Here is a 21893-nt window from a genome sequence, read left to right as displayed (position 1 = left end):
GTCTCGTTTGACCCTCGCCCCCTTGGGGGGAGAGGGAGGGGCCCGCGTCAGCGGGAGGGTGAGGGGGTGTTGTCTTCCGTGAAGCGGAAGGCTGGCAGGCTTTCAGTCCACGAACATGGGGCCGGGGTTGGTGTAGAGCTCCTCGTAGTGGACCAGGCTCTGCTCGCCTTCCAGGGGGCAGGGCTGGCCGTCGCGGAAGGCCCATTCGCCGCGGTCGCAGTTCTCCGCGACGACATAGCCGTTGATGTAAAAGCGCCGGTCCATGGCCGAACGGTTGGGGCCGGAGCCGTGCAGGCTGTGCACGTGCCAGAGGGCAACGTCGCCCGGCGCCATCTCCAGGGTTCGGACGTTCGCCGTGTCGACGCCGAGACGCGTCAGGTCGGCGGTGTCGAGCGCCTCGTGCATCGACGGCCTGTCGGGGTCGAAGGGCAGTTCCCCCAGACGGTGGCTGCCGGGGCAGACCACCATGGCACCGTTCTCCGCGCTCTGCGGGTCGACGGCAATTCCTGTCTGCACGTAGGAGGCCGCGAGGTCGCGATAGGCCTCGCGCGGGCGGCGGGAGCGCGAGTCCTGATGAAAGCCGAACTCCGCCGCGGCGCCCGGCGGCTTCCAGTGCAACTGATTGATGATCTGCTTCAGGTCGCGGCCGATGAGCGGCGCCAGGATCTCTAGCAGGCGCGGGTCGCGGCGCACCGCTTCCAGGTCTTCGTCGATCCAGCCGGGCCACTGCGCGAGGCGCAACACCCGCCCGGCCTTGGGGTCGTCGGCCAGCCGGAAAAAGGTGTTGCGGTCGCGCCAGCTCCGGCCGCCGGCCAGGGCGCGCGCGTGAATGCGGTCGAAGGCCGCCGCCATGACCGCCACCTCGGCGGCGTCGAAGACACCGTGGACCACGGCATAGCCCTCGGCCCGGAACTGTGCGGCATGGTCCTGGTTCATCGGTTCCGGGTCCATCTGGTCCGGGCTGTCCCCTGCGATCTGACGCTCCGGTCCCCTGCATAGCACGAAGCCCGCCCGAAATCTTGATTCGGCAGTTCGGGCCGGCAGTTCGGGCCTGTGGGGCGCGGTCTGGGTCTTTTCTGTGAACCTTTGTACGGGTCGCCGCGACTTAAGACTACGGCTGCAGCCTTACCCGGCTGAAACCGCCCTGCCGCAGAGCCCGCAACGGGTCCCGGGACCGGGACCCCTGCGCCCACATCCGTTTGTATTTGGAGAGTTCCGGTGACCCCGACACAGAAGCAAGTGATAAAGGAAACCTGGCGGCAGATCGCACCCATCGCCGAAGCGGCGGCAACGGTGTTCTACAACCGCCTGTTCGAGATCGACCCCTCCCTCAAACCCCTCTTCGCCAAGACCGACATGGAAAAGCAGGGCCAGAAGCTGATGCAGGCCATCAGCCATGTGGTGGCCGGCCTGGAAGCGCCCGAGGCCCTGACGCCGGTGCTGCAGGATCTCGGGCGGCGTCACGCCGGCTACGGCGTGACCGAAGGGCATTACGACACCGTGGGTGCCGCCCTGCTGTGGACGCTCGAGAGGGGGCTGGGCAATTGCTGGAATGACGACGCCAGAGAAGCCTGGGCCGCGGCCTATGCGCTGATCGCCGAGGTCATGATCGAGGCGGCCAGAGAAGCGGCCTAAGAGAAGCGGCCTAAGAGAGGCGGCCTAACGGCTGGCCTTTGCCGTGAGGACTTCCGCCAGCGCCTCGATCTTGGGCGACCCTGCCCCCTTGCGCCAGAACAGAAGGGTCCAGGCCTTGTTCTGGCCTTCGGGCAGGGGGTGCAGGGAAAGGCGCTTGCGCTCCGGATAGGTGGCCAGCACGCTCCTGGGCAACAGGGTGATTCCCATGCCCACCAGCACGCAGCCCAGCATGGCGTAGTAGGAAGCGAGCTGGAGGGTCTGCGCAGGGGTTTCTCCGCGGGCCTCGTACCAGTCCTCCAGGCGCTTGCGATGCGGGCAGCCGTTTTCGAAGGCGATCATGGTGCGCGGCGCCGCTTCGCCCGGGATGATCGGCGGCTGGCTCTCGGCGGCGATCAGGACAAGGTCTTCCTCGAAGACCGGGATCTGATCGAACTGTTCCGGCGCGATGGGCTCCGCGGCCAGGGCGGCGTCCAACTCCCCTGCGAGAACGGCGCGGGCCAACTGCACCGGGTTGCCGGTGCGCAGCTCAACGTTCACCTCCGGATAGCGTTTGATGTAGGCGCTCAAGGGGGCGGGCAGGCGCACCGCCGCCGTGCTCTCCATGGAGCCGAGGCGGAAAGTGCCGCGCGGCCGCGAATCCTGCACCGCTTCGCGGGCTTCCGCGGCGAGGTCCAGAAGCCGTTCGGCGTAGTCCAGCAGCACCCGGCCCGCCGGCGCCAGGTGCAGGCGCTTGCCCTCGCGGATGAACAGCGCGACGCCGAGATCGTCCTCCAGCTGCCGCACCCGGGTGGTGACGTTGGACTGCACGCGGTGCAGGCGTTCGGCGGCCCGGGTGATACCGCCTTCTTCGACAACGGCGCGGAAGATCCTGAGATCGGATAGATCCATTATCTCATTTGAAGAACAATTTAATCATATAAATTCATTTTATGTGATGTATGAGGGCTGGTAAACCCACCTCGGCGCGGCGTCCTAAACAGTCTGCTTGGGAAGATCATCCGAAAGGGCCCGAGCGACCGGACTCTTGAGGGAGGCCAGAGGCGCCGCTTTGCTGTTACTCTAAGGATTGTATTCACGCAGAAGCCGGTCCGCGATTCGGCCTCCCCGCATGAGAGGCAGGAAGGATCGCGGCGCCGCACGGTTTCTACACTTTGAGGACTGTTGGAGCGAACCAATGACCCCGCAACACGTTGAAACCCTGCGTGCGACCTGGCAGAAAGTGCTGCCGATCGGCGATACCGCCGCCCGCCTGTTCTACAACCGCCTGTTCGAAATCGACCCTGCCGCCGAGCAGCTCTTTGCCGGCACCGACATGGCCCTGCAGCGCCAGAAGCTGCTGCAGACGTTGAACGCGGCCATCGGCGGCCTGGACAATCTTGAGGGCCTGGCACCCGTGCTTCAGGACCTCGGGCGCCGCCATGCCGACTACGGTGTTTCCGACTCCCACTATGACTCTGTCGGCGCCGCCTTGCTCTGGGCCCTGGAGCAGGGCCTGGGCGATGACTGGACTCCGGAAGCCAAGGAAGCCTGGACCACCGCCTATGATCTGATCGCGGAGACCATGCGCGCCGCTGCCGAGCAGCAGGCGGCCAGAGCCTGATCTCTATAACGCGTGAACTCCATTCCGGCGCCTCGCTGCTCCGGCTGCGATCGCGCCTTTCCTTTTCGTGTTCATCAAGACCAGGAGGACTTTCAATGGTCGCCTATTGGATTGCCCATGTGACCGTTACCGACGAAGACGTGTACGGCGAGTATGTGAAGCGCGCCGGCAAGGTCGTGCAGGCCCATGGCGGGCGCTTTCTCGCCCGCGGAGGACGCCATGTCACCAAGGAAGGCACGGACCATGCCCGCAACGTGGTGGCGGAGTTCCCAACCTTCGAGGCGGCCGTCGGCTGCTACGAGTCGCCGGAGTATGCAGAGGCGCTGACCTTCTCAGGCCGCTCCTCCGTGCGTCACGTCTCCATCGTCGAGGGCGCCTGAGCGCCCGACCGACCGCTCTTGGATCGGGACTTGCCGCGCAGCGTCTGCGAGTGCTGCGCCAGGTCCCGCTCCCGCCCGGGGCGCTGCCGCTCGAAAGGGGCGAGGGCGGAGAGCATCAGCCAGTTGGGCAGGGCGCGCTTCTTGGCGCTCGGGCCTTCCAGGCGGATGCTGCCCTTGGCGATCTCCCCCTTGAGGGAACGCAGGCCGCGCCAGGCTTCGATGAAGAGGCGCAGGTCCGCCATCACCTTCACGTCGACCTCGTGCCCCGGATCCTTCAGGCACATCTCCACCTTGCCGTCGCTGTTCACCAGCCAGAAGCGTCTGATGTCGGCGGGGGCGCCGGTGAACTCGAAGGCCAGGACCGTGCGGCCCGGCGGCATGGCTTCGGTGTTCAGGCGGGTGTGCATGCTCCAGACCAGGAAGCCGGGGTCGAGGTCCTCTGCGGTCATGTCGCGGGCCCAGCGCTGACCCCAGACCGCAAGGTCCATGATCAGCGGCTCCAACTCCCAGCCGGCCTCGGTCGGGAAGTACTCGTAGCCGCGCCCGCCCGGCAGCGGCCGGCGCTCTGCGATGCCGGCGTCTTCGAGCTGCGCCAGGCGCTGTGACAGCAGGCTGGCGGACATCCGCGGTACGCCACGATGGATCTCGTTGAAGCGGCGGCAGCCGTCGATGAGGCGGCTCAGCACCAGAATGGACCAGCGCTCCCCCAGCACCTCGCAGGCCAGGGACAGGGGGCAGTACTGCCCGTATCCACGGGTCATGAGGGCCTCCTCTTTGCTGCGGCCTGGCCAGGATGCGCCGAGGCGGAGCCGTCGTCCACTCCAGATTTAGGAGTAGTTTGCGGACCTGAGGATGGACAGACTGCCGCCAAAGCCGCGCACCCCGAGCCACGGAGGCACACCCGATGACCCCTTCATTGCGCCCGCAGGCCTCGGCTGCGGACTCCTCGGATCGCATCCTTGATGCCGCGGCGGTGGCGGCCTTCGCCACGCGCCTGCGGGGGCGCCTGGTTGACCGCCAGGCCGCTGACTTCGAAGCTGTGCGCGCCGTCTGGAACGCCATGATCGACCGCCGGCCCTTGCTGATCGCCGTCTGTTCCGGCGTTGCCGACGTGATCGAGGCGGTGACCTTCGCGGGCGACCACGGCCTGCCGCTGGCGGTGCGCGGCGGCGGCCACAACATCGGCGGCTCGGCGCTCTGCGACGACGGCCTGGTGATCGATCTCTCGCAGATGCGGGCCGTCCGGGTCGATGCGAAGGCGAAGCGCGCCTGGGTGCACGGCGGCGCCCTGCTGGGCGACCTCGACCGCGAGACCCAGGCCTTCGGGCTTGCAACGCCGGGCGGCGTGATCTCCCACACCGGCGTGGCCGGCCTCACGCTCGGCGGCGGCTTCGGCTGGCTGTCGCGCAAGTACGGCCTGACCGCCGACAACCTGCTCTCGGTCGAGTTGGTGACGGCGGAGCGGCGGCTGCTCCGCGCCTCTGCGGAGGACCACCCCGATCTCTTCTGGGCGCTGCGCGGTGGCGGCGGCAACTTCGGCGTGGCGGTCGGCTTCGAGTTCCGGCTTCATCCCGTGGGTCCGGAGGTGCTCTTCGGGCCGACGCTCTATCCGCTGGATCAGGCGGCGGCGGTGCTGCGCAACTACGCCGAGATGGCGCCGGCCCTGCCGCGTGCGGCCTGTGCCTGGGCCAGCCTGATGACCGCGCCGCCGCTGCCCTTCCTGGACCCGCGTTACCACGGCACGAAAATGGTTTCTGTGATGCAGTGCTACGCCGGCGCGGCGGCCGAAGGGGAGGCGGCGCTGGCGCCGCTGCGCGGCTTCGGCGAACCGGCCGCCGATGCAGTCATGGCCCGGCCCTTCACCGCGGCACAGTCGCTGCTCGACCCGATGTACGCGCACGGTCTGCGCAACTACTGGACCTCGGCCAATTTCGACAGCCTAGACACGCAGGTGATCGACCGCATCGTCGGCCTTGGAGAGACGCTGCCGACGCCGCAGTCGGACGTCACGATTTCCCAGGTCGGTGGCGCCATCAACGACGTGGCGCCAGACGCCACGGCCTATCCCCACCGTGATGCGGCCTTCGTGCTCAGCCCCGGCGCGCGCTGGGACGACCCCGGCGACGACGAGACCTGCCTGGCCTGGATCGACGACTGCCGGCGGATGCTCGCAGAGGAGTCCGGCGGCGGCGCCTACGTGAACTTCATCGCCGAGAGCGAAGGTCGCGAGCGGGAGGCCTATGGCCGGAACTACGACCGCCTCGCCGAGGTGAAGCGCCGCTACGACCCGGACAACCTCTTCCGCATCAACCAGAACGTGGCGCCGGGATGAGAGGCGCTAGGCTTTGGTCGAGGTCCGGTACCTTAAGCCAATTGGCCGGGTACTCCAGTGCGGGAAGATTGGATTCAGTGAGTTTGCGACGGGCCAGATCGTAAGTCTTGCGGTGCTCGTAGAAGTTCTCAAACAGCTCAATGACGACGATGTTCCGGGTTTCCTCGTCGCCTTTGCTCATCATCTCATTGGTGAAATCGAACACCCGATGGACCATTGGGTGGTTGTCCAGTTCGCCTTCGGGAATCGCAAAGAGCAACTCAGTGATGTACCGACCGAATCCGCCCCAGATTGAATATGGCATGTCCAGTTCATCGGGATTGAAGCGCTCGTCTTCGCGGAATTCCGGAAAGCGTTCAAGAAGCAGGGGAACCACGTCCTTGTAAGCGATCTCTGCCATCGGTCGGATTGCCTCAGTCGCCCTCACGCATCTTCCGCGCCGCCGCCGTCACCGCCTCAATGGTCGGGTAGCTCGCGCGGTTGACCATCATGTCGCGGGCGAGGCGCAGGCAGCGGGTCTCGCAGGCGGCGCGGCGGTCCGGGTCTTCGATCCATTCCAGGTCGATATTGTGGGCAAGGCCGAGGATGCGGCGGATCATCTTGGCGGCAGCGAAGCCGATACTGTCGGCGAAGAGGCGGTCCATGTAGGCCTCCTGCTCGGCCTTCAGTGCCGCAGCGCCGGCGGCGTCGGCGAAGAGGGCGGTTGGATAGGCATCTCCCGCCGCTCCGTTGCGCCAGAGTGTCAGGAACTTCGTACGGAAGCCGGTCCAGACGCCTTCGGTCACCTCCAGCACCCAGTCCTGGTAAGCTTCGCGCGGGTCCTTCGGCGTCGCGTGGCCGTCCTGGCTGAAATAGTTGATCAGCAGGTTGGCGATGACGGCGCCGATGTCGAAGCCCATCGGCCCGTAGAAGGCGAACTCCGGGTCGATCACCCGGGTGTCCTCTTCCGTCACCATGACCGAGCCGGTGTGCAGGTCGCCGTGGATCAGCGCCTGGGCCTCCGACAGGAACTTCAGCTTGAGGCGCGAGACCGCAACCTTCAGCGCCGCGTCCTCCCGGAACTCCCTGGCGATGCCGTCGAGCTGGGGCGTGGTCCAGCGGTTGTTCTCGGCGACCCTGTAGGGCTCGGTGAAGATCAGGTCCTCGGTGATCTTGCAAAGCGCGCTGTTGCCGCAGAATTCGGCCATGGCGGCCTTCTTCTCGTCCGCCGTCAGCGCGAGGTCGGAGGTGCCGAAGAGCGTCCCCGCCATGAAGGTGGTGATGGCCTCGACGAAGCCCGGATAGCGCACAGCCTTGATCATGCCCTGGCGCATGATGATGTGGGGCTGCAGCAGCTCCATAACGATGAGCGCCAGGGTCTCGTCGTAGTGCAGGATGTCGGGCACCAGGCCGGGGGCGTGCTTCGCTTCGGTGGTAAGCGCCATCTGCTCGAAGTGGGCGCGGCTCAGCGGCAGCGGCCAGGACTCGCCCACCAGGCGCACGTAGGGCAGGGCCTGCTTCACCGCGACGCCGCCGGTGGGACCTTCGACGATGAAGACCAGATTCAGGTTGCCGTCGCCGACTTCCCGCACCCGCCAGTCACCGGCCGCACCGCCGAGGTGCGCCGCAACGGCGGAGACGCCGGCCAGATAGGCCGCCAGGCTGGCCTCGCTCTTCGGCTCGTAGCCCTCCGGTACCGCCAAACCCCCGCCTGTGGATCCCCCGCCCATCGATTCCCTGCTCACCATGCAAGACCCTCCCGTTTTTGCCTGCCTCGATCTTTTTTGCCTCGGCCTTGGCCGGGCGCAGGATAGCAGTGGGCGGCGCAGACGCCAGCCAGACGCGGAAAGGTTTGCGCATCAATCCCTTAGCCGCCCCCTGGCGTCCGCGGCCGGTCGCCAGTAGAAAACCAGGAAGTGTTAATCCTTGTGGGAAAACTCACCGAACGCGCGAATGGCCTGAACCATATTGTATGGGCAGCCGACCAATGCTGCATGACCCCTTCCGAGGGGCAAGCCGCACCACACGCCTTTCACCGCCAAGGCTAAGAATACTAGGAGAGCCCTGTGCCCAAGTTCTTTCGGGCCAGCCTGCTGGCCTTGGCGACATCCGTGGCCCTGATTGCCCCGGCGTCCGCTGATATCAAACTCATCAAGAATTACTCGTTCGGTCCTTCCAACAGCTATCTGAACAACCCCCCGGCGCTGGTCTTCGTGCCCAAGAGCGGCAAATACGAGATGGAGAAGCCGGGGAACTACCAGGTCAAGCTGCACCTCAAGGCAGAAAAGAAGTGGAATGCCCGGATTACCAATTGGGAAATCGTGGAGACGAGCGCCGGGGGTGGCATGATCGCCAGCCATGGCTTCGCCCCGACCTCGCTGAAGAAGCTCAACAAGACGGTCACCTTGAAGATCGGCCCGAACAAGCTGAAGCACTTCGAGGCGAAGGGTCGCAAGGTCTGTCAGCAGCACGGCAAGCCGGACGAGAAAGTCGTCAAGATCAGCAAGGACGTACGCTTCGAGTTCTCCGGCTATGTCATGGCCAAGAACAAGAACAGGATCGATGTCCGGAAGGAAACTGATTCCGTGTCGATCAAGATCGTCTGCATGCCGGAGCCCTTCGCCGTAAACGACGTGAAGCTGTCGGTGAAGTTCAACGGTTCGCCCCTCAGCTGCCCGGTGAAGGCAACGCTGAAGGCCGAGTTCAAGGGCAACAAGCCCGGCACCTTCACGTTCCGGATCTTCCGCGGCGACGGTGCCACCCAGGATGTCACCCGGACCATCGGCAGTGCCGGGAAGGTGAGCTTCACCAAGCACTACACCTTCAACAAGTCGGCCGACCGCAAGTATTTGATCGCGGTGATCGGTCACCCCATCGCCACCCAGTGGGTGCCGATGAAGGTGCACTGCGGCAAGAAGATCGACGGCTTCAAAGCGCCGACGAAGCCGCACACCACCAACCACTGACGTCGGGGTTTTCTTGCGAGACGGAGCGGCGCAGCTCTGCACCGCCCCGTCTCGACCCTGCGCCAGACCGGCGCTATCCCGGATCTGAACCTCAACCCCAACCTTTTCGACAGAACAAGGCCCGCCTCGTTGGAGGCGCACTTCAATCCATGCCTTTCCACCGCCGGGGCAGTTCAAACGAGGGAGACTTTTTCGTGTCCAGATTACTGAAAATGACCTTATTGGCTCTGACGGCGGCGGCTCCCCTGGTGACCGGCGTCCTGAGCGGCCCGGCCCTTGCGGCGAGCGGCGGCATGAAGAACGTGTCCTTCTCGGCCACACCTGTAGGCGATCCGCCGACCCTGGTTTTCCAGGAGAAGAATGGCAAATACGTTCTGGGAAAGGGCGGGCCGAAGGCCACCATCAAGTTCCGTGTGAAAGGGGAGAAGAGGGGGAGATTTCGGATTGTCTCATATCATCTCTTCAATGAGACTTCGAACAATCGGATCACTCTGGTCCGAAATTTCTCCGTGAAGAAACTCGATAAAACAATCATGCACGAGATCAAGCCGGCCGAACTGCAGAGCTACGCTGACCATGGCCGCAAGATTTGTGAAGACGAAGGCGACCTGCAACAGGAGATCAGGAAGACCATCAAACCTGGTTTGACTTACAGGCTTGATCTGCAAGCGCTTATAAAGCAGATTGGCCGAGATGCGAGTTCTTACCGCAGCGCCCATGCTTCCGTTCCCGTCCGAATCATCTGCAAGCCCGAGCCCTTGAGGGTAATCGACGCCGACCTCTCGGTGACGTTTGACGGATCGCCCCTCAGTTGCCCGGTGAAGGCGACCCTGAAGGCGAAGTTCAAGACCAACAAGCCCGGCACCTTCAAGTTCAACCTCTACCGTGGCGACGGCGAATTTCAGACGGTCACCAGAACCGCGGGCGAATCCAAGACCGTGACCTTCACGAAACACTACACCTTCAAGAAGCCCACCAACCGGAAGTATCTGGTTGCCACGATCCCGTCGGGCGCCTCAAGCGGCTGGGTACCGATGAGGGTGAACTGCAACAACAAGACCGACGGCTTCCAGACCGCACCGAAGCCCAACAGCAACTACTGACGGTCATGGTGCGCCTGCTCACCGGCGCTCCGGAACCCCGGGCGCCGGTGGACGGCCCTACAGCTTTTTAGGGAAATTCGAGGCACTTTCTCCCGCATTGAACTTTGGCGGCGCCCGCTTCGACCCATGCGCAAGAGGGCCCTTCGGGGCAGGTTTCAACCCATGCCTTACACCGCCGGGGCAAGCCACGCTCTGGGAGCGCCCCATGGTCAAGATCTTGAAGTCGACGCTGCTCGCCCTTGCGGCCACGGCCGCGCTTGGCGTCCCGGCCGAAGCCGCCGACTACATCAAGGATATGTCGCTTTCGGCTGTCGCGAGCCCGGCAAACAAGCTGCCGTCCCTGGTGTTTGTTCCCCAGAACGGTCAGTACAAGCTGGCGAAGGGAGGGCAGTCCGATGGCACCGTCAAGTTCCGCGCCAAAGCGAAGAGGAAGGGCGCATCCCGGATCAAGTATTGGATGGTCGAAAACACGGATACGAACAAAGAGGTCTTCGGGAGCGGCAACGTCTCGCTGAAGAAGTTCGATCGGACAATTGTTCATAAGGTCGAGCGTGCCGAACTTCTGGTCTTTGAGAAGCTCGGGCGCGATATCTGCAAGCGGGAGGGCGACCCGGACGCCTTGGTCAAGAAGACCATCAAGCCCGGCCTGAAGTACAAGCTCTGGGTGCGGTCGGTTTCCTTGATCAATCCCGACTCTGACGACAAGGGAGCCGTTTATGCCTCCGTTCCGGTCCAAATCGTCTGCCTGCCGGAGCCGCTGGAGATCAAGGGCATCGACCTGACGGTCACCTACAAACGGCTCCCGGGTGCCTGCAAGGTAAAGGCGCATCTGCAGGCGCAGCTCAAGACCAACAAGAACGACCAGCAGAAGATCAGTTTCTGGCTTTACCGCGACGACGGCAACACACAGCAGGTCAACGCCACGATCCAGAACAACGGTATCGCTTACTTCAACAAGTACTACACCTTCAACAGCTCGGTGGATCGCAAGTACATGGTAGCCGTAACGGGCAAGTATCAGGTCAAGTCCAAGTGGGTGCCGATGAAGGTGTCCTGCATGAAGGGCGGGCCCGGCGGCATCAACATGGCGCCCAAACCCAGCTTCGACTGACCTCCGGATCCTTGTCGCGGGCCTCCGCACCGGGCCCGCCGCGCCGGCGCCTCCCTCGAAAAGCGGGGAGCGCCGGCGCCCTTGTCTTGCCGCCACGGTGAACAGCGGCCGGCCTTGGTCCCTTGACTTCGGCTACAGGGACGAAGAATGATATCCCCGGTGTCGCAAGACGCCGCGCAAGGCACGGAACGCGAACAAAAAGAAAGCACCGGGGAGGACAGAGGGCATGCAGGCTATTGCAGCCGCGGCCACGTGGGGGGATGTATCGGTCCATTCTGCAATCGATTGTGCAACGATGAATTGCGCTGGGAATTGCGCGGCCAGTCGCAGAACAGACCCTGCAGCATTCGGACGTTTTGACTCCTCTTTAGCGCCGGTGTGCGCCTGATGGCGGAGACCACCGCGGCGGCGGAACTTCCCGGTTCCCAGCCTGAGGCGGCCGGGCCGCTTGATCGGAACGACCCCGCGACCTACCCGGAGTGGTTCACGACGCGCAAGCCGCGCGCCAACCTGATCGTCGCGCGCTGGGTGCCCATTGCCCTGGTCGGCCTGCCGGTGCTGGTGCTGTTCTGCATCGTCGTCTATCCGACGGTCTGGATGTTCTACCATGCGCTGCACGACACCAACATGATGCGGCTGTTTCAGGGCAACTGGAACTACATCGGTTTCGAGAACTTCGCCACGGTGCTGAACTCCGACCGCTTCGGTGACTCGGTGGTCCACCTCGGCATCTACCTCACCTTCGGCGCCTGTCTGCAGGTGATCCTCGGCAGCATCCTCGCCCTCATCCTCTATGAGCTGGTGAAGAGCAACTTCCTGCGCGTCGTTCTGCTGATCGCCATGGTGCTGCCGATGATGCTGCCGCCCTCGATCGTCGGCGTGCTCTGGAAGTTCCTGCTGACTCCCTCCAACGGCGCCATCAACCAGGCGCTGCTTAACCTGGGGCTGATCGACCAGCACATCGAGTGGTTCAACGCCGGGCTCTCGCTCTGGACCATCATCATCGCCGATGTCTGGAACTGGACGGCGCTGCCGCTTCTGATCGTCTATTCCGGGCGCGTCTCCCTGCCGCCGGCGGTCTACGAGGCGGCGCGGGTCGACGGGGCCGGCGCCTGGACCACGCTCAGGCGCATCACCCTGCCGATGCTGAAGGAGGTGATCGCCATCGCCTTCATCGTGCGCTTCATGGACGCCTTCAAATTCGTCGATCTTGTGTTCATCATGACCTCGGGCGGGCCGGCCCAGTCCTCCGAACTTCCGGCCTACATCGCCTTCCAGCGGGGCATCCGCGAGTTCGCCATCGGCGAGGCGGCGGCCTATGCCATCGTCATCTTTATCGTTTCCGCCGTGCTCATCACCCTCTTCCTGAAGTACCTGAAGAAGGTGTTGAAGGCCCAGGGGTTCGCGTGATGGTGTTTCGCGTGAGGACGGCGTCATGAGCAGATCCAACTACCGCCTCGTCAAGCTGCTGTTCCTCTCCTTCATGGGGCTCTGGCTGCTGATCACGCTGTTCCCCTTCTACTGGCAGATCATCACCGCCTTCAAGTCGGCGGCGGAGACCAACCGCACCATCCCGACCTTCTGGCCGGAAGTCTGGCATCCGCAGAACTTCGTCTCGGTCTTTGCCGAGGCCTCCAACTTCAATGCCCTGGTGGACAGCTTCATCATCGCCACCGGCAACACGCTGGCTTCGCTCTTCCTGGGGACCTTGGCGGGCTACGCCTTCGCACGCTTTCCGCGCCAGGCCGGCGGCGAGAACCTGGCTTTCTGGGTGCTCTCCAACCGCATGTTCCCGCCGGTGGCCGTGGTGCTGCCGATGTTCTTTCTCTTCGACGCCACGCCCTGGGGCACGGACAGCCACATCTCCCTGATCATCCTCTATCTGGTCTTCAACATGCCGTTGGCGACCTGGCTCATGATGGTGTTTTTCCGCGACGCACCCCGGGAGCTGGAGGAGGCCGCCTATCTGGACGGCTACACGCCTCTCCGCGCCTTCTTCAAGGTGACTCTCCCCTTGGTGCTGCCGGGCATGATCTCCGTTGCCATGCTGTGCTGGATCTTCGCCTGGAACGAATACCTCTTCGCCAACCTTCTGGTCGGCACGGATGTGCGCACCTACACCATCGTCATCCCGACCTTCACCCACGGCAGCCAGACCCTTTGGAACCTGCAGATGGCCTTCAGCCTGATCGCCATGCTGCCGCCGGTGATCCTCTTCATCCTGCTGCGCCGCTACATGGTGCGCGGCCTTTCCCTCGGCGTCGTGAAAGGTTAGCGCGGTGGCGAAGCTCGAAATCGAAGGGCTCTGCAAAGGCTGGGACTTCCCGGTCATCGACCGCCTGGACCTGACCGTCGAGGAGGGGGAGTTCTTCGTGGTCGTCGGCCCCAGCGGCATCGGCAAGACCACGCTGCTGCGCCTTGTTGCCGGGCTGGAGCGGCCCGATGCCGGGACCATCCGGGTCGGCGGGCGCGACCTGACGGCTCTGCCGCCCTACCGCCGCAAGGTCGCCATGACCTTCGAGAGCTATGCGCTCTACCCCCATCTGACGGTGTTCGAGAACATTGCCAGCCCCCTCAGGGCGCGCCGCCTGCCCAAGAGCCAGATCACCGAAACCGTGGTGGCGGTGGCGGAGCTGCTGCGCATCGAACAGCTTTTGAACCGCCGCCCGGGGGAGATCTCCGGCGGGCAGAAGCAGCGCACCGCGCTGGGCCGCACCCTCGTCGCCCAGCCTGACGTTTTTCTGCTGGACGAACCCATCAGCCATCTCGACGCCAAGATCCGCCATGAGCTGCGCCTGCAGTTCCATACCCTGGAGGAACTGCGCTCCGTGGCGACGCTCTATGTCACCCACGACTATGCCGAGGCGCTGTCGCTGGGCGACCGCATCGGCGTCATGGGCCACGGCGGGTTGATCCAGGTGGGCTCGGCGCGGGAGCTGTTCCAGCAGCCGCAGCATCTGCTGGTTGCCCAGCACCTCGGCCAGCCCAGCATCAACGTGGTCGAGGCCTCGCTGGCGTCGTCCGGGGACGACCTGAAGTTCACCGCGGAAGGCGCCAGTCTCACCCTGCCGGTGGCGGGGCCGCATCGGCCCGTGCTAACCGGCCGCAGCGCCGGGCGCATCACCGTCGGCATCCGCCCGCAGCACGTCCAGGTGGTGGCCAATGGCGCGGCAGCTGATGGCGAGGCCGTCGTCGACGCCACGGTGTCGATCTACGAAGCCCTGGGCGCTGCCGGCATCCTGGTGGCGGAGAGCGGCGGCGTAAGGCTGACCGCTCTGACGCCGCCCAACGCGATCTTCCAGCACGGCGAGCCGGTGCGCCTTGCCCTGCGCAACGAGACCTTTCTCTACTTCGATGCCGAGAGCGGCCGCAACGTGATGGTGGCCTAGATATGGCGCGGGTTTCCCTGAAGGATGTGAACAAGGTCTACCGCTCGCGCCATGACGAGGTGCATGCGGTGAGCGACCTGAACCTCACCATCAACGATGGCGAGTTCGTCGCGCTGCTCGGCCCCTCGGGCTGCGGCAAGACCTCGACCCTGCGCATGATCGTCGGGCTGGAGGATATCACCTCGGGCGAGATCCATTTCGACGACACCCTGGTCAACAAGCTGGATTCACAGGCCCGCAACGTTGCCATGGCTTTCGAGACCTATGCGCTCTACCCCAACTTCACCATCGAGGAGAACCTGGCTTTTCCCCTGGAGGTGCGGGGCGTCGCACCGGCCGAGCGCCGCAAAAAGGCGCGGGAGATTGCCGAGATCCTGCGCATCGACGACATCCTCGATCAGCGTCCCGGTGCCCTTTCCGGCGGCCAGCAGCAGCGCGTCAGCCTGGGCCGGGCGTTGATCCGCGATCCGGCAGTCTTCATCCTCGACGAGGTGATGAGCCACATCGACGCGCACCTGAAGTTCCAGATGCTCTTCGATTTGAAGGCCATTCATCAGGAGATGAAGAAGACCATGGTCTACGTGACCCACGACCAGGTCGAGGCCCTGGCGCTGGCCGACCGGGTGGCGGTGATGAGCCACGCGGAGCTGCAGCAGGTGGGCACGCGCAACGATCTCTACCATACGCCGGCCAACGTCTTCGTGGCCGACTTCATCGGCGAGCCGCCGACCAACTTCTTCGAGGCGGAGCTCGTTTCCGGCGCGAACGGCACCGTCCTCAAGGTGCAGGGCACGGAGCTGGAAATCCTGCTGGAAGAGGGCCACGCCCAGCGCATCGCACGCTGGAGCGAAAAGCACCTGACCGTGGGGATCCGCCCCCAGGCGCTGCATCTGGGCGGTGACCCCAGTCTGCCGGCGCTGGAGGCGGAGGTTGCGATCAACGAGTACCTGGGCGAGCGCTCCATCCTCACCATGGTCAATGGCGAGCAGACCTTTCGCGCCGTCGTCGACGCCGACACCGCGGCGCAGCGCGGCGACAAGGTCCGGGTGCACTACGCGCTCGACGACGTGATGGTGTTCAGTGGCAAGACGGAGTTGATTATTCTTTAGACGGTCAGAAGACAGGCGCGCAGGGACCGGCCTCGGCGGTCGATCTCTCAAGGCGCGGAACCGCCCGGCACCGAAGAGGGCCGGCCAATCGAAGAGGGAGGAAGCAGCTATGGGTCTCTTTAGCGGATTTACGCGGCGAAAGTTCCTGCAAGGGGCGGCCGCCGGCGCCGCGGCGGCCGGGGGTCTGATGCCCGGCGCCTCATTGGGCGCAACGGCGGTGCCGCCGGGCAAGAAGCTCTTCAAGGATGTGGAGTTGACCTACTTCCAGGACTCCAACTGGCTGCACTCGCCACTCTGGCTCTCGCCGCACCTCATGAAAGAGGCAGGCGTCGGCATCAAGAGCCGCGAGATGTACGACGGCGGCGACGCGGTGGCGAAGATCCTGCCGCAGCTCCTGTCCCGCCGGCCGCGCTTCGACTGGGTGCAGTTCCCGAGCCTGTTCTTCGGCGCCTTCGCCGAGACCGGCCAGTTGGAGCCGCTGGACGACTACTTCGCGCAGTACGCAGGCAGCCAGGACTATCTCGACTGGGTGATGCCGGCCTACCGCGAGTTCTACACCAAGTGGGACAACAAGACTTACGGCGTGATGCTGGATGGCGACATCCACATCCTGCACTACCGCAACAGCTACTTCCAGGATGCGGAGCTGCAGAGCAAGTTCTCCAAGCGCTTCCAGCGCGAGCTGGAAGTGCCGAAGACCTGGCTCGACTTCGTCGACGCCACCCAGTTCTTCACCGAGGAACTCAGCAGCCAGGGCGTCTACGGCACCTCCATGGTCGTGAATCCGCCGAACTTCGGCTGGGGCTTCTGGATGGATATCGCCGCCTCCGCCGGGGTGAACTACTTCGATGAGAACATGAACCCCACCATCAACCAGGGCAAGGCGGCGGAGAGCCTCGATATCTACAAGGAGATCATCAAGTTCGGCCCGCCGGGCGCCGAGGCCATGGATATCGGCACCACCATCCAGCGCTGGCAGTCCGGCTCCGACGTCATGTCGGTCTGGTGGATCGACCTCTCCGAGTTCACGGTCCAGCAGCAGGGTCCGGAGCTGGCGGAGGATCAGCGCGGCGCCATCGTGCCGGGCTGGCTGAACGACGACGGCTCGATCACCAACCGGGCGATCTCGCTGTGGTGCCGCACGGCCTCCATCCCCAAGAACATCCCGCAGGATGTGAAGGATGCGGCCTTCTACTTCATCTACCGCATGTCCCATCCCGACTACTCCAACGAGATGGTGGCCGACGAGTACTGCGGCTCCGATCCTTACGGCAAGACCCACTACGGCGATGCCGCGGCGCAGCTCTATCTGCAGGCCAACCCGCAGCGCGGCACCGACAACGAGCTGTGGTCGACCAATGCCGGCATCTTCAAGAATTTCGAGACGGCGAAGAACCACCTCGACGCCGGTCTTGCCAACGTCGAGGTCGGCTATCCGCAGTTCTTCTGGGAAGGCACGCCGGAATATGCCGACGCCCTGGGGCGCAACATCTCCAAGGCCGTCTCCGGCGAACTGACCAGCCAGCAGGCGTTGGACGAGGCGGCGGAGGAATGGGCGCAGATCGCCCAGAAACTCGGCCTCGACAGCCAGAAGCGGCAGTACAAGAACTTCATCGATGGGGCCCGGGCGCTCGGCTACAAGATCTGAGCGTCTGACATCGCGGAAGTAAGCGTCACCCCCACCCCATCCCTCCCCCATCAAGGGGGAGGGGGCACCAAAGAGGGGGGCATCTGGGCTATCCTTTCCCTCCCCCCTTGTGGGGGAGGGTTAGGGTGGGGGGCATTGGTTGGCCAACGCGGTGCCGGTTTGGCCGGTGAGTCCCCCGACGGAAGGCAGGCATCATGAAGAAGATTCTCAACGACCCCTTCAGCTACGTGGACGAGATGCTGGAGGGCCTCTGCATGGCCCATCCGGAGTTCTATGCCCAACCCGAAGCCCGGGTGATCGCCCGCGCCGGCGGCGCCACCCAGGGCAAGGTGGGCATCGTGACCGGTGGCGGTTCGGGCCACCTGCCGATCTTCACCGGCTATGTCGGCAAGGGGCTTCTGGATGCCGCGGCCATCGGCGACGTCTTCGCCTCACCCTCTGTCGAGCAGATGGCCGCTGCCATGCGCCGGGCCGACGGCGGGGCCGGCATCCTGCGTCTTTATGGCAACTACGGCGGCGACGTGATGAACTTCGACATGGCCGGCGAGATGCTGGAGATGGAGGACATCGCCTCCTCCACCGTGCTGCTGGCCGACGACATCGTCTCCGCCCCGCCGGAGGAGGCGGCCAAACGGCGCGGCGTCGCCGGCATGGTCTATGCCTTCAAGTGCGCCGGCGCCAAGGCCGAGGAAATGGCCGACCTCGACGAGGTGACGCGGATCGCCCAGAAGACCGCCGATGCCTGCCGCTCCATCGGCATGGCGCTCACCCCCTGCACCGTGCCCCAGGCCGGCAAGCCGACCTTCGAGATCGGCGAGGACGAGATGGAAATGGGCATGGGCATTCACGGCGAGCCGGGCATCTGGCGCGACAAGCTGAAACCTGCCGATGCCATCACCGACGAGATGGTCGACCGGCTGCTGGCCGACATGCCCCTGTCCAAGGGCGACCGTATCTCCCTGCTGGTCAACAGCCTGGGCGCCACCCCGCCGGAGGAGCTCTATATCATGTACCGCCGTGCCAAGGCGCGCCTCGACGACCTCGGCGTCACCATGGTCATGCCCTTGGTCGGCCGCTACGCCACCTCCATGGAGATGACCGGCGCCACCTTCACCTGGTGCCGTCTGGACGACGAACTGGAGGCGCTGTTGAAGGCGCCCGCGGCCTGCGCCTTCTGGCAGGTCTAGGCCAGCATGGCGGCCTTTACCTCCGAAGATCTGAAAGCCGTCCTGCCGGGACTGGCGGCGCACCTGGAGGCGCAGGCGGCTTTCCTCAACGAGGCCGATGCCAAGCTGGGGGACGGCGATCTTGGCGTCACCATGCAGCGCGGCGCCCGCGGGCTGATCGAGATTGCCGACGAGCTGCCTGGCGATCTGGGCATGGCCTTCATGCGCTGCGCCCAGGCCTTCACCAAGACCTCCGGCTCCAGCTATGGCACCTTGCTGGCGACGGGGCTGATGGCGGCGGCCAAGGCCTGCAAGGGGCGCGAAGCCGTGCCCTGGTCGGAGACGGCGGCGCTGCTGGGCGGCGCGCTGGAGGCGATGATGGCGCGCGGCAAGGGTGCACTGGGCGAGAAGACCGTGCTGGACGTGCTGGACGCGGCCCGCGCCGCGACGGAGGGCCTGGACGCGCCGGGCCCGCTGCATCAGGCGGCGCTGCAGGCGACGGAGGAGACGATGGAGCGCATGCGCGGCCAGCCGGCACGCCAGGGGCGCGCCCGCATGTTCGCGGAGAAGTCGGTCGGCCTGGACGATCCCGGCATGCTGGCCTTCCGCGCGCTCTTGGAGGGGCTGAAAGGATGAGCGGCGACGGCCCCTATGTGATCGGCATCGACGGCGGCACGGAGTCTCTGCGCGCCGGTGTCTTCGATCTTGCCGGCCGGCCGCTGGCCTTCGCGGCGACGGCTTACCGCACTGACTTCCCGCAGCCCGGCTGGGCAGAGCAGGACCCGGAAGATTGGTGGGCGGCCCTCGGCGCCTCGGTGCGCCAGGCGGTGCAGGAGGCCGGCATCGCACCGGAAGCGGTGGCGGCGCTCGCCGTCGACACCACCTGCTGCAGCGTCGTTGCCCTGGACGAGCAGGGCGAGGCGCTGCGCCCGGCGCTTATCTGGATGGACGTACGCTCGGCGGAGGAGACCGAGCGCGTCGTTGCCAGCGGCGATGCGGCGCTGAAGATCAACGGCGGCGGGGCCGGCCCGGTTTCGGCGGAATGGATGATCCCCAAGGCGCTCTGGCTGCAGCGCCACGAGCCGGAGGTTTTCGACCGTGCCGCAACCGTCTGCGAATACCAGGACTACCTGAACTATCATCTCACGGGGCGCCGGGTGGCCAGCATCAACAACGCGGCTATCCGCTGGCACTACCTGGCCGCCGACGGCGGTTTTCAGCCCGAGCTTCTGGCCAGGCTCGGGATCGATGCGCTGATGGACAAGTGGCCGTCGGAGGTGCTGCCGTTGGGGGCGGTGATCGGCGGGCTCACGGCGCGGGCCGCTGAGCACCTGGGCCTGCCGAAGGACCTGCCGGTGGCCCAGGGTGGCGCCGATGCCTTCATCGGCATGATCGGCCTCGGCGTCGTGCGCCCGGGTTCTCTGGCCTTTCTCACCGGGTCCTCCCACCTGCACCTCGGGCTCAGCGAGATGGCCTTTCACGGCACCGGCATCTGGGGCACCTACGCCGATGCGGTCATCCCCGGCCTGCATGTGGTCGAGGGCGGCCAGACCTCGACCGGTTCGGTGGTTAAATGGTTCCGCGATCTGCTGGGCGGCGGGGTCAGTTACGACGACCTGAATGCGGAGGCGAAGGACCTGCCGCCCGGCTCGGAAGGCCTCATTGCGCAGGATCACTTCCAGGGCAACCGCACGCCCCATACCGATCCGCTGTCGCGTGGCGCCTTCGCCGGGCTCACCCTGAAGCATGGCCGCGGCCACATGTTCCGCGCCATCATCGAAGGCATCGCCTTCGGCAGCGAACACATTCTGGAGACGATGCGCGGCAATGGCTTCCGCCCGCGCGAGATCGTCATCGCCGGCGGCGCTACACGCTCTGATCTCTGGCTGCAGATCCACGCGGATGTGTCCAATGTGCCCTTGAGCCTGACCCGGGTGCCCGATGCGCCGAGCCTGGGCTGCGCCATTCTGGCGGCGGTTGCGGCCGGGCAGTTTCCGGACATCCCCGCGGCGGCCGATGCCATGGTGGCGGTGGAACGGGTCGTCGAGCCCGATCCGAAACGGCACGATGCCTATCGGCCGTTCTACGAGGCCTACAAGCGCGCCTACCCGGCGCTCTCCGGCATCACCCGGCCGCTCGCCGCGGGGTCGGATCAGGGGTCGGATCAGGGGTCGGATCAGGGGCCGGATCAGGGGCCGGATCAGGGGCCGGATCAGGGTTAGTCTGTCGTGACGAAAGAGGGAGGTCCCAGGCCATGCTGAAGAACATCGATCCTATCCTGAGCCCCGATCTGCTGCGGGTGCTTGCGGCCATGGGCCACGGCGACGATCTCGTCGTTGTCGACGCCAACTTCCCGGCGGACTCGGTGGCACGGCAGACCGTGGTTGGCAAGCTGGTGCGGCTCGACGGCGTCGATGCGGTCCAGGCGGTGCGCGCCATCCTGTCGGTCTTTCCGCTGGACAGCTTCGTCGAGGCACCGGCCCGGCGCATGGAGATCGTCGGAGCCCCCGACGAGATCCCGGAGGTTCAGCAGGACGTGCAGCGGGAAATCGACGACGCCGAGGGGCAGGCGCTGCCGATGGCCTCCATCGAGCGCTTCGCTTTCTACGAGGAGGCGAAGAAGGCTTACGCCGTGGTCGCCACGACCGAGGGGCGGGCCTACGGCTGCTTCCTGCTGAAAAAGGGCGTGATCTTCTTCTGATTCGCATCGGAGTGGTTCGCTCTGATGACCCGAACGCGCACGCCGTCGGCAGCTCCTCCACATTGTCACCCCGGATTTGATCCGGGGTCCATTCCGGAGCCGCCGCGATATCGGTCAGGAGAGATCGTGCGGGCGGAAACATGGATCCCGGATCAAGTCCGGGATGACGGGAGGTGGGCTCGGATGCACAGGAAAGCAGCCTAGATCGCCACGCTTTGCAACTGCCGGATCCAGGTGAGCCAGGCATGGCGCGGCCCTTCGGCCAAAACGCCGCCCTTGCGGATGTAGCTCAGGTCGTGGCGGCCCGCGGCGGTTTCCATCAGATAGCCGATCATGTGATGGGCCGCGAACCCCAGGCAGGGTTCGGCGACCACCTCGTAGAGCAGGCCGTGGCCGCGGTCCTCCAGGACGCGCCAGGTAAGGGCGCCGGGGCAGCTCATCTCGAACTGGCTCATGCGCCGGTCCAGCAGCCTGCGCAGGCTGCCCTCGCCGCGGCCTTTGCCGGTCCAGGACCGCAGGGCGACGCGCTGTGTCCAGGCATCCGGGGATTCGTCGTGCCGCAGCCAGAGGCTGGCGCTGCGGTCACCTTCTTCCTCTATGGAGTGTGCCAAGGCCCAACCGTCCGGCGGCTGGAGGTCCAGCGCGGTCCCGGGTGCGCCCCTGGACTTTTCGCTCAACGGCACGGCTTCGCAGGCGACGGCGACCAGGGCGCTGAACACCAGCGCCCAAAGGGTGAGGGCCTTCGGCATCGACTCTCTCCGGACAGGATGGAGC

Annotated in this window: 22 protein-coding genes; 16 read left to right on the top strand and 6 right to left on the bottom strand. The window is 65.3% G+C overall.

The genetic code is table 11. The annotated features are described in order from the left end of the window. Nucleotides 1-102: 102 nt before the first annotated feature. Complete coding sequence (locus Q0982_RS12905; protein ID WP_299396186.1) at nucleotides 103-951, bottom strand: phytanoyl-CoA dioxygenase family protein; 849 nt, start codon at nucleotides 949-951, stop codon at nucleotides 103-105. Nucleotides 952-1218: 267 nt separating this feature from the next. Here Q0982_RS12905 and Q0982_RS12900 point away from each other — a divergent pair, with 267 nt between their 5' ends. Beyond that, a complete protein-coding gene (locus Q0982_RS12900; protein ID WP_299396184.1) occupies nucleotides 1219-1635 on the top strand; it encodes a globin family protein in 417 nt (138 codons plus the stop codon). Nucleotides 1636-1659: 24 nt separating this feature from the next. Here the strand turns inward: Q0982_RS12900 and Q0982_RS12895 are convergent, their stop codons facing one another. Then, nucleotides 1660-2523, bottom strand: coding sequence for a LysR family transcriptional regulator (locus Q0982_RS12895; protein WP_299396182.1), 864 nt, complete (start codon nucleotides 2521-2523; stop codon nucleotides 1660-1662). A gap of 286 nt (nucleotides 2524-2809) precedes the next feature. On the opposite strand from Q0982_RS12895, the gene Q0982_RS12890 reads away from it, so the two are divergent. Further along, on the top strand, nucleotides 2810-3235 hold the full coding sequence (locus Q0982_RS12890) for a globin family protein (RefSeq protein ID WP_299396179.1): 426 nt from the start codon (nucleotides 2810-2812) through the stop codon (nucleotides 3233-3235). 95 nt (nucleotides 3236-3330) lie between these two features. Then, the gene (locus Q0982_RS12885) at nucleotides 3331-3615 is read left to right on the top strand and encodes a DUF1330 domain-containing protein (RefSeq protein ID WP_299396177.1); all 285 of its coding nucleotides are present in this window, start codon (nucleotides 3331-3333) and stop codon (nucleotides 3613-3615) included. On the opposite strand, the gene Q0982_RS12880 is transcribed toward Q0982_RS12885, so the two are convergent. Further along, nucleotides 3588-4376, bottom strand: a complete 789-nt coding sequence (locus Q0982_RS12880; RefSeq protein ID WP_299396175.1) for a helix-turn-helix domain-containing protein — start codon at nucleotides 4374-4376, stop codon at nucleotides 3588-3590. The two genes, Q0982_RS12885 and Q0982_RS12880, sit on opposite strands and share 28 nt — an antisense overlap. A gap of 143 nt (nucleotides 4377-4519) precedes the next feature. Here Q0982_RS12880 and Q0982_RS12875 point away from each other — a divergent pair, with 143 nt between their 5' ends. Continuing rightward, nucleotides 4520-5947 (top strand): FAD-binding oxidoreductase, encoded by a 1428-nt coding sequence (locus Q0982_RS12875; protein WP_299396173.1) that lies wholly within the window; start codon nucleotides 4520-4522, stop codon nucleotides 5945-5947. Here Q0982_RS12875 and Q0982_RS12870 read toward each other — a convergent pair. After that, a complete protein-coding gene (locus Q0982_RS12870; protein ID WP_299396172.1) occupies nucleotides 5922-6347 on the bottom strand; it encodes a hypothetical protein in 426 nt (141 codons plus the stop codon). The two genes, Q0982_RS12875 and Q0982_RS12870, sit on opposite strands and share 26 nt — an antisense overlap. 13 nt (nucleotides 6348-6360) lie before the next feature. After that, nucleotides 6361-7674 carry an S-methyl-5-thioribose kinase gene (mtnK, locus tag Q0982_RS12865; RefSeq protein ID WP_322097017.1) on the bottom strand — a complete coding sequence of 438 codons (1314 nt, stop codon included), beginning with the start codon at nucleotides 7672-7674 and terminating at the stop codon, nucleotides 6361-6363. Nucleotides 7675-7992: 318 nt separating this feature from the next. Between mtnK and Q0982_RS12860 the strand changes: the two genes are divergently transcribed. The 12 genes from Q0982_RS12860 to Q0982_RS12805 all read left to right on the top strand — a co-directional run bounded on the left by Q0982_RS12860 (nucleotide 7993) and on the right by Q0982_RS12805 (nucleotide 21119). Continuing rightward, complete coding sequence (locus Q0982_RS12860) at nucleotides 7993-8892, top strand: hypothetical protein (RefSeq protein ID WP_299396169.1); 900 nt, start codon at nucleotides 7993-7995, stop codon at nucleotides 8890-8892. Between the two features lie 194 nt (nucleotides 8893-9086). Next, nucleotides 9087-9995, top strand: a complete 909-nt coding sequence (locus Q0982_RS12855; protein ID WP_299396168.1) for a hypothetical protein — start codon at nucleotides 9087-9089, stop codon at nucleotides 9993-9995. A gap of 205 nt (nucleotides 9996-10200) precedes the next feature. Next, complete coding sequence (locus Q0982_RS12850; RefSeq protein ID WP_299396165.1) at nucleotides 10201-11106, top strand: hypothetical protein; 906 nt, start codon at nucleotides 10201-10203, stop codon at nucleotides 11104-11106. A gap of 387 nt (nucleotides 11107-11493) precedes the next feature. Further along, nucleotides 11494-12516 carry a carbohydrate ABC transporter permease gene (locus tag Q0982_RS12845; RefSeq protein ID WP_299396163.1) on the top strand — a complete coding sequence of 341 codons (1023 nt, stop codon included), beginning with the start codon at nucleotides 11494-11496 and terminating at the stop codon, nucleotides 12514-12516. A gap of 25 nt (nucleotides 12517-12541) precedes the next feature. After that, on the top strand, nucleotides 12542-13381 hold the full coding sequence (locus tag Q0982_RS12840) for a carbohydrate ABC transporter permease (RefSeq protein WP_299396160.1): 840 nt from the start codon (nucleotides 12542-12544) through the stop codon (nucleotides 13379-13381). A 4-nt stretch (nucleotides 13382-13385) separates the two neighbouring features. Beyond that, nucleotides 13386-14495, top strand: a complete 1110-nt coding sequence (locus Q0982_RS12835) for an ABC transporter ATP-binding protein (RefSeq protein ID WP_299396158.1) — start codon at nucleotides 13386-13388, stop codon at nucleotides 14493-14495. A 2-nt stretch (nucleotides 14496-14497) separates the two neighbouring features. After that, complete coding sequence (locus Q0982_RS12830; RefSeq protein WP_299396155.1) at nucleotides 14498-15604, top strand: ABC transporter ATP-binding protein; 1107 nt, start codon at nucleotides 14498-14500, stop codon at nucleotides 15602-15604. Between the two features lie 109 nt (nucleotides 15605-15713). After that, nucleotides 15714-17252 (top strand): ABC transporter substrate-binding protein, encoded by a 1539-nt coding sequence (locus Q0982_RS12825; protein ID WP_299396153.1) that lies wholly within the window; start codon nucleotides 15714-15716, stop codon nucleotides 17250-17252. 194 nt (nucleotides 17253-17446) lie between these two features. Beyond that, nucleotides 17447-18439: a dihydroxyacetone kinase subunit DhaK gene (locus Q0982_RS12820; RefSeq protein WP_299396150.1), complete on the top strand. Its 993-nt coding sequence runs from the start codon at nucleotides 17447-17449 to the stop codon at nucleotides 18437-18439. Nucleotides 18440-18445: 6 nt separating this feature from the next. Continuing rightward, the gene (locus tag Q0982_RS12815) at nucleotides 18446-19054 is read left to right on the top strand and encodes a dihydroxyacetone kinase subunit L (protein WP_299396147.1); all 609 of its coding nucleotides are present in this window, start codon (nucleotides 18446-18448) and stop codon (nucleotides 19052-19054) included. Then, nucleotides 19051-20640, top strand: coding sequence for a ribulokinase (locus tag Q0982_RS12810; protein ID WP_299396144.1), 1590 nt, complete (start codon nucleotides 19051-19053; stop codon nucleotides 20638-20640). The genes Q0982_RS12815 and Q0982_RS12810 overlap by 4 nt, the downstream gene beginning before the upstream one ends. 32 nt (nucleotides 20641-20672) lie before the next feature. Next, complete coding sequence (locus tag Q0982_RS12805) at nucleotides 20673-21119, top strand: RbsD/FucU family protein (protein WP_299396142.1); 447 nt, start codon at nucleotides 20673-20675, stop codon at nucleotides 21117-21119. A 200-nt stretch (nucleotides 21120-21319) separates the two neighbouring features. On the opposite strand, the gene Q0982_RS12800 is transcribed toward Q0982_RS12805, so the two are convergent. Continuing rightward, the gene (locus Q0982_RS12800) at nucleotides 21320-21868 is read right to left on the bottom strand and encodes a hypothetical protein (protein ID WP_299396139.1); all 549 of its coding nucleotides are present in this window, start codon (nucleotides 21866-21868) and stop codon (nucleotides 21320-21322) included. Between the last annotated feature and the right edge of the window lie 25 nt (nucleotides 21869-21893).

It is taken from the genome of Pelagibius sp. (genome assembly GCF_028281305.1).
Lineage (GTDB): Bacteria > Pseudomonadota > Alphaproteobacteria > Kiloniellales > Kiloniellaceae > Pelagibius.
The sequence above is the reverse complement of the archived record's forward strand: the minus strand, read 5'-3'. Positions and strand labels throughout refer to the sequence as shown.

Bases quoted from the DNA above. Each gene is read 5' to 3' on its own strand.
- Q0982_RS12875 (WP_299396173.1), top strand. From the start codon at position 4,520: ATGACCCCTTCATTGCGCCCGCAGGCCTCGGCTGCGGACTCCTCGGAT.
- Q0982_RS12850 (WP_299396165.1), top strand. From the start codon at position 10,201: ATGGTCAAGATCTTGAAGTCGACGCTGCTCGCCCTTGCGGCCACGGCC.
- Q0982_RS12885 (WP_299396177.1), top strand. From the start codon at position 3,331: ATGGTCGCCTATTGGATTGCCCATGTGACCGTTACCGACGAAGACGTG.
- Q0982_RS12805 (WP_299396142.1), top strand. From the start codon at position 20,673: ATGCTGAAGAACATCGATCCTATCCTGAGCCCCGATCTGCTGCGGGTG.
- Q0982_RS12830 (WP_299396155.1), top strand. From the start codon at position 14,498: ATGGCGCGGGTTTCCCTGAAGGATGTGAACAAGGTCTACCGCTCGCGC.
- Q0982_RS12815 (WP_299396147.1), top strand. From the start codon at position 18,446: ATGGCGGCCTTTACCTCCGAAGATCTGAAAGCCGTCCTGCCGGGACTG.
- Q0982_RS12870 (WP_299396172.1), bottom strand. From the start codon at position 6,347: ATGGCAGAGATCGCTTACAAGGACGTGGTTCCCCTGCTTCTTGAACGC.
- Q0982_RS12890 (WP_299396179.1), top strand. From the start codon at position 2,810: ATGACCCCGCAACACGTTGAAACCCTGCGTGCGACCTGGCAGAAAGTG.
- mtnK (WP_322097017.1), bottom strand. From the start codon at position 7,674: ATGGTGAGCAGGGAATCGATGGGCGGGGGATCCACAGGCGGGGGTTTG.
- Q0982_RS12825 (WP_299396153.1), top strand. From the start codon at position 15,714: ATGGGTCTCTTTAGCGGATTTACGCGGCGAAAGTTCCTGCAAGGGGCG.
- Q0982_RS12845 (WP_299396163.1), top strand. From the start codon at position 11,494: ATGGCGGAGACCACCGCGGCGGCGGAACTTCCCGGTTCCCAGCCTGAG.
- Q0982_RS12905 (WP_299396186.1), bottom strand. From the start codon at position 951: ATGGACCCGGAACCGATGAACCAGGACCATGCCGCACAGTTCCGGGCC.
- Q0982_RS12820 (WP_299396150.1), top strand. From the start codon at position 17,447: ATGAAGAAGATTCTCAACGACCCCTTCAGCTACGTGGACGAGATGCTG.
- Q0982_RS12895 (WP_299396182.1), bottom strand. From the start codon at position 2,523: ATGGATCTATCCGATCTCAGGATCTTCCGCGCCGTTGTCGAAGAAGGC.
- Q0982_RS12800 (WP_299396139.1), bottom strand. From the start codon at position 21,868: ATGCCGAAGGCCCTCACCCTTTGGGCGCTGGTGTTCAGCGCCCTGGTC.
- Q0982_RS12840 (WP_299396160.1), top strand. From the start codon at position 12,542: ATGAGCAGATCCAACTACCGCCTCGTCAAGCTGCTGTTCCTCTCCTTC.
- Q0982_RS12880 (WP_299396175.1), bottom strand. From the start codon at position 4,376: ATGACCCGTGGATACGGGCAGTACTGCCCCCTGTCCCTGGCCTGCGAG.
- Q0982_RS12810 (WP_299396144.1), top strand. From the start codon at position 19,051: ATGAGCGGCGACGGCCCCTATGTGATCGGCATCGACGGCGGCACGGAG.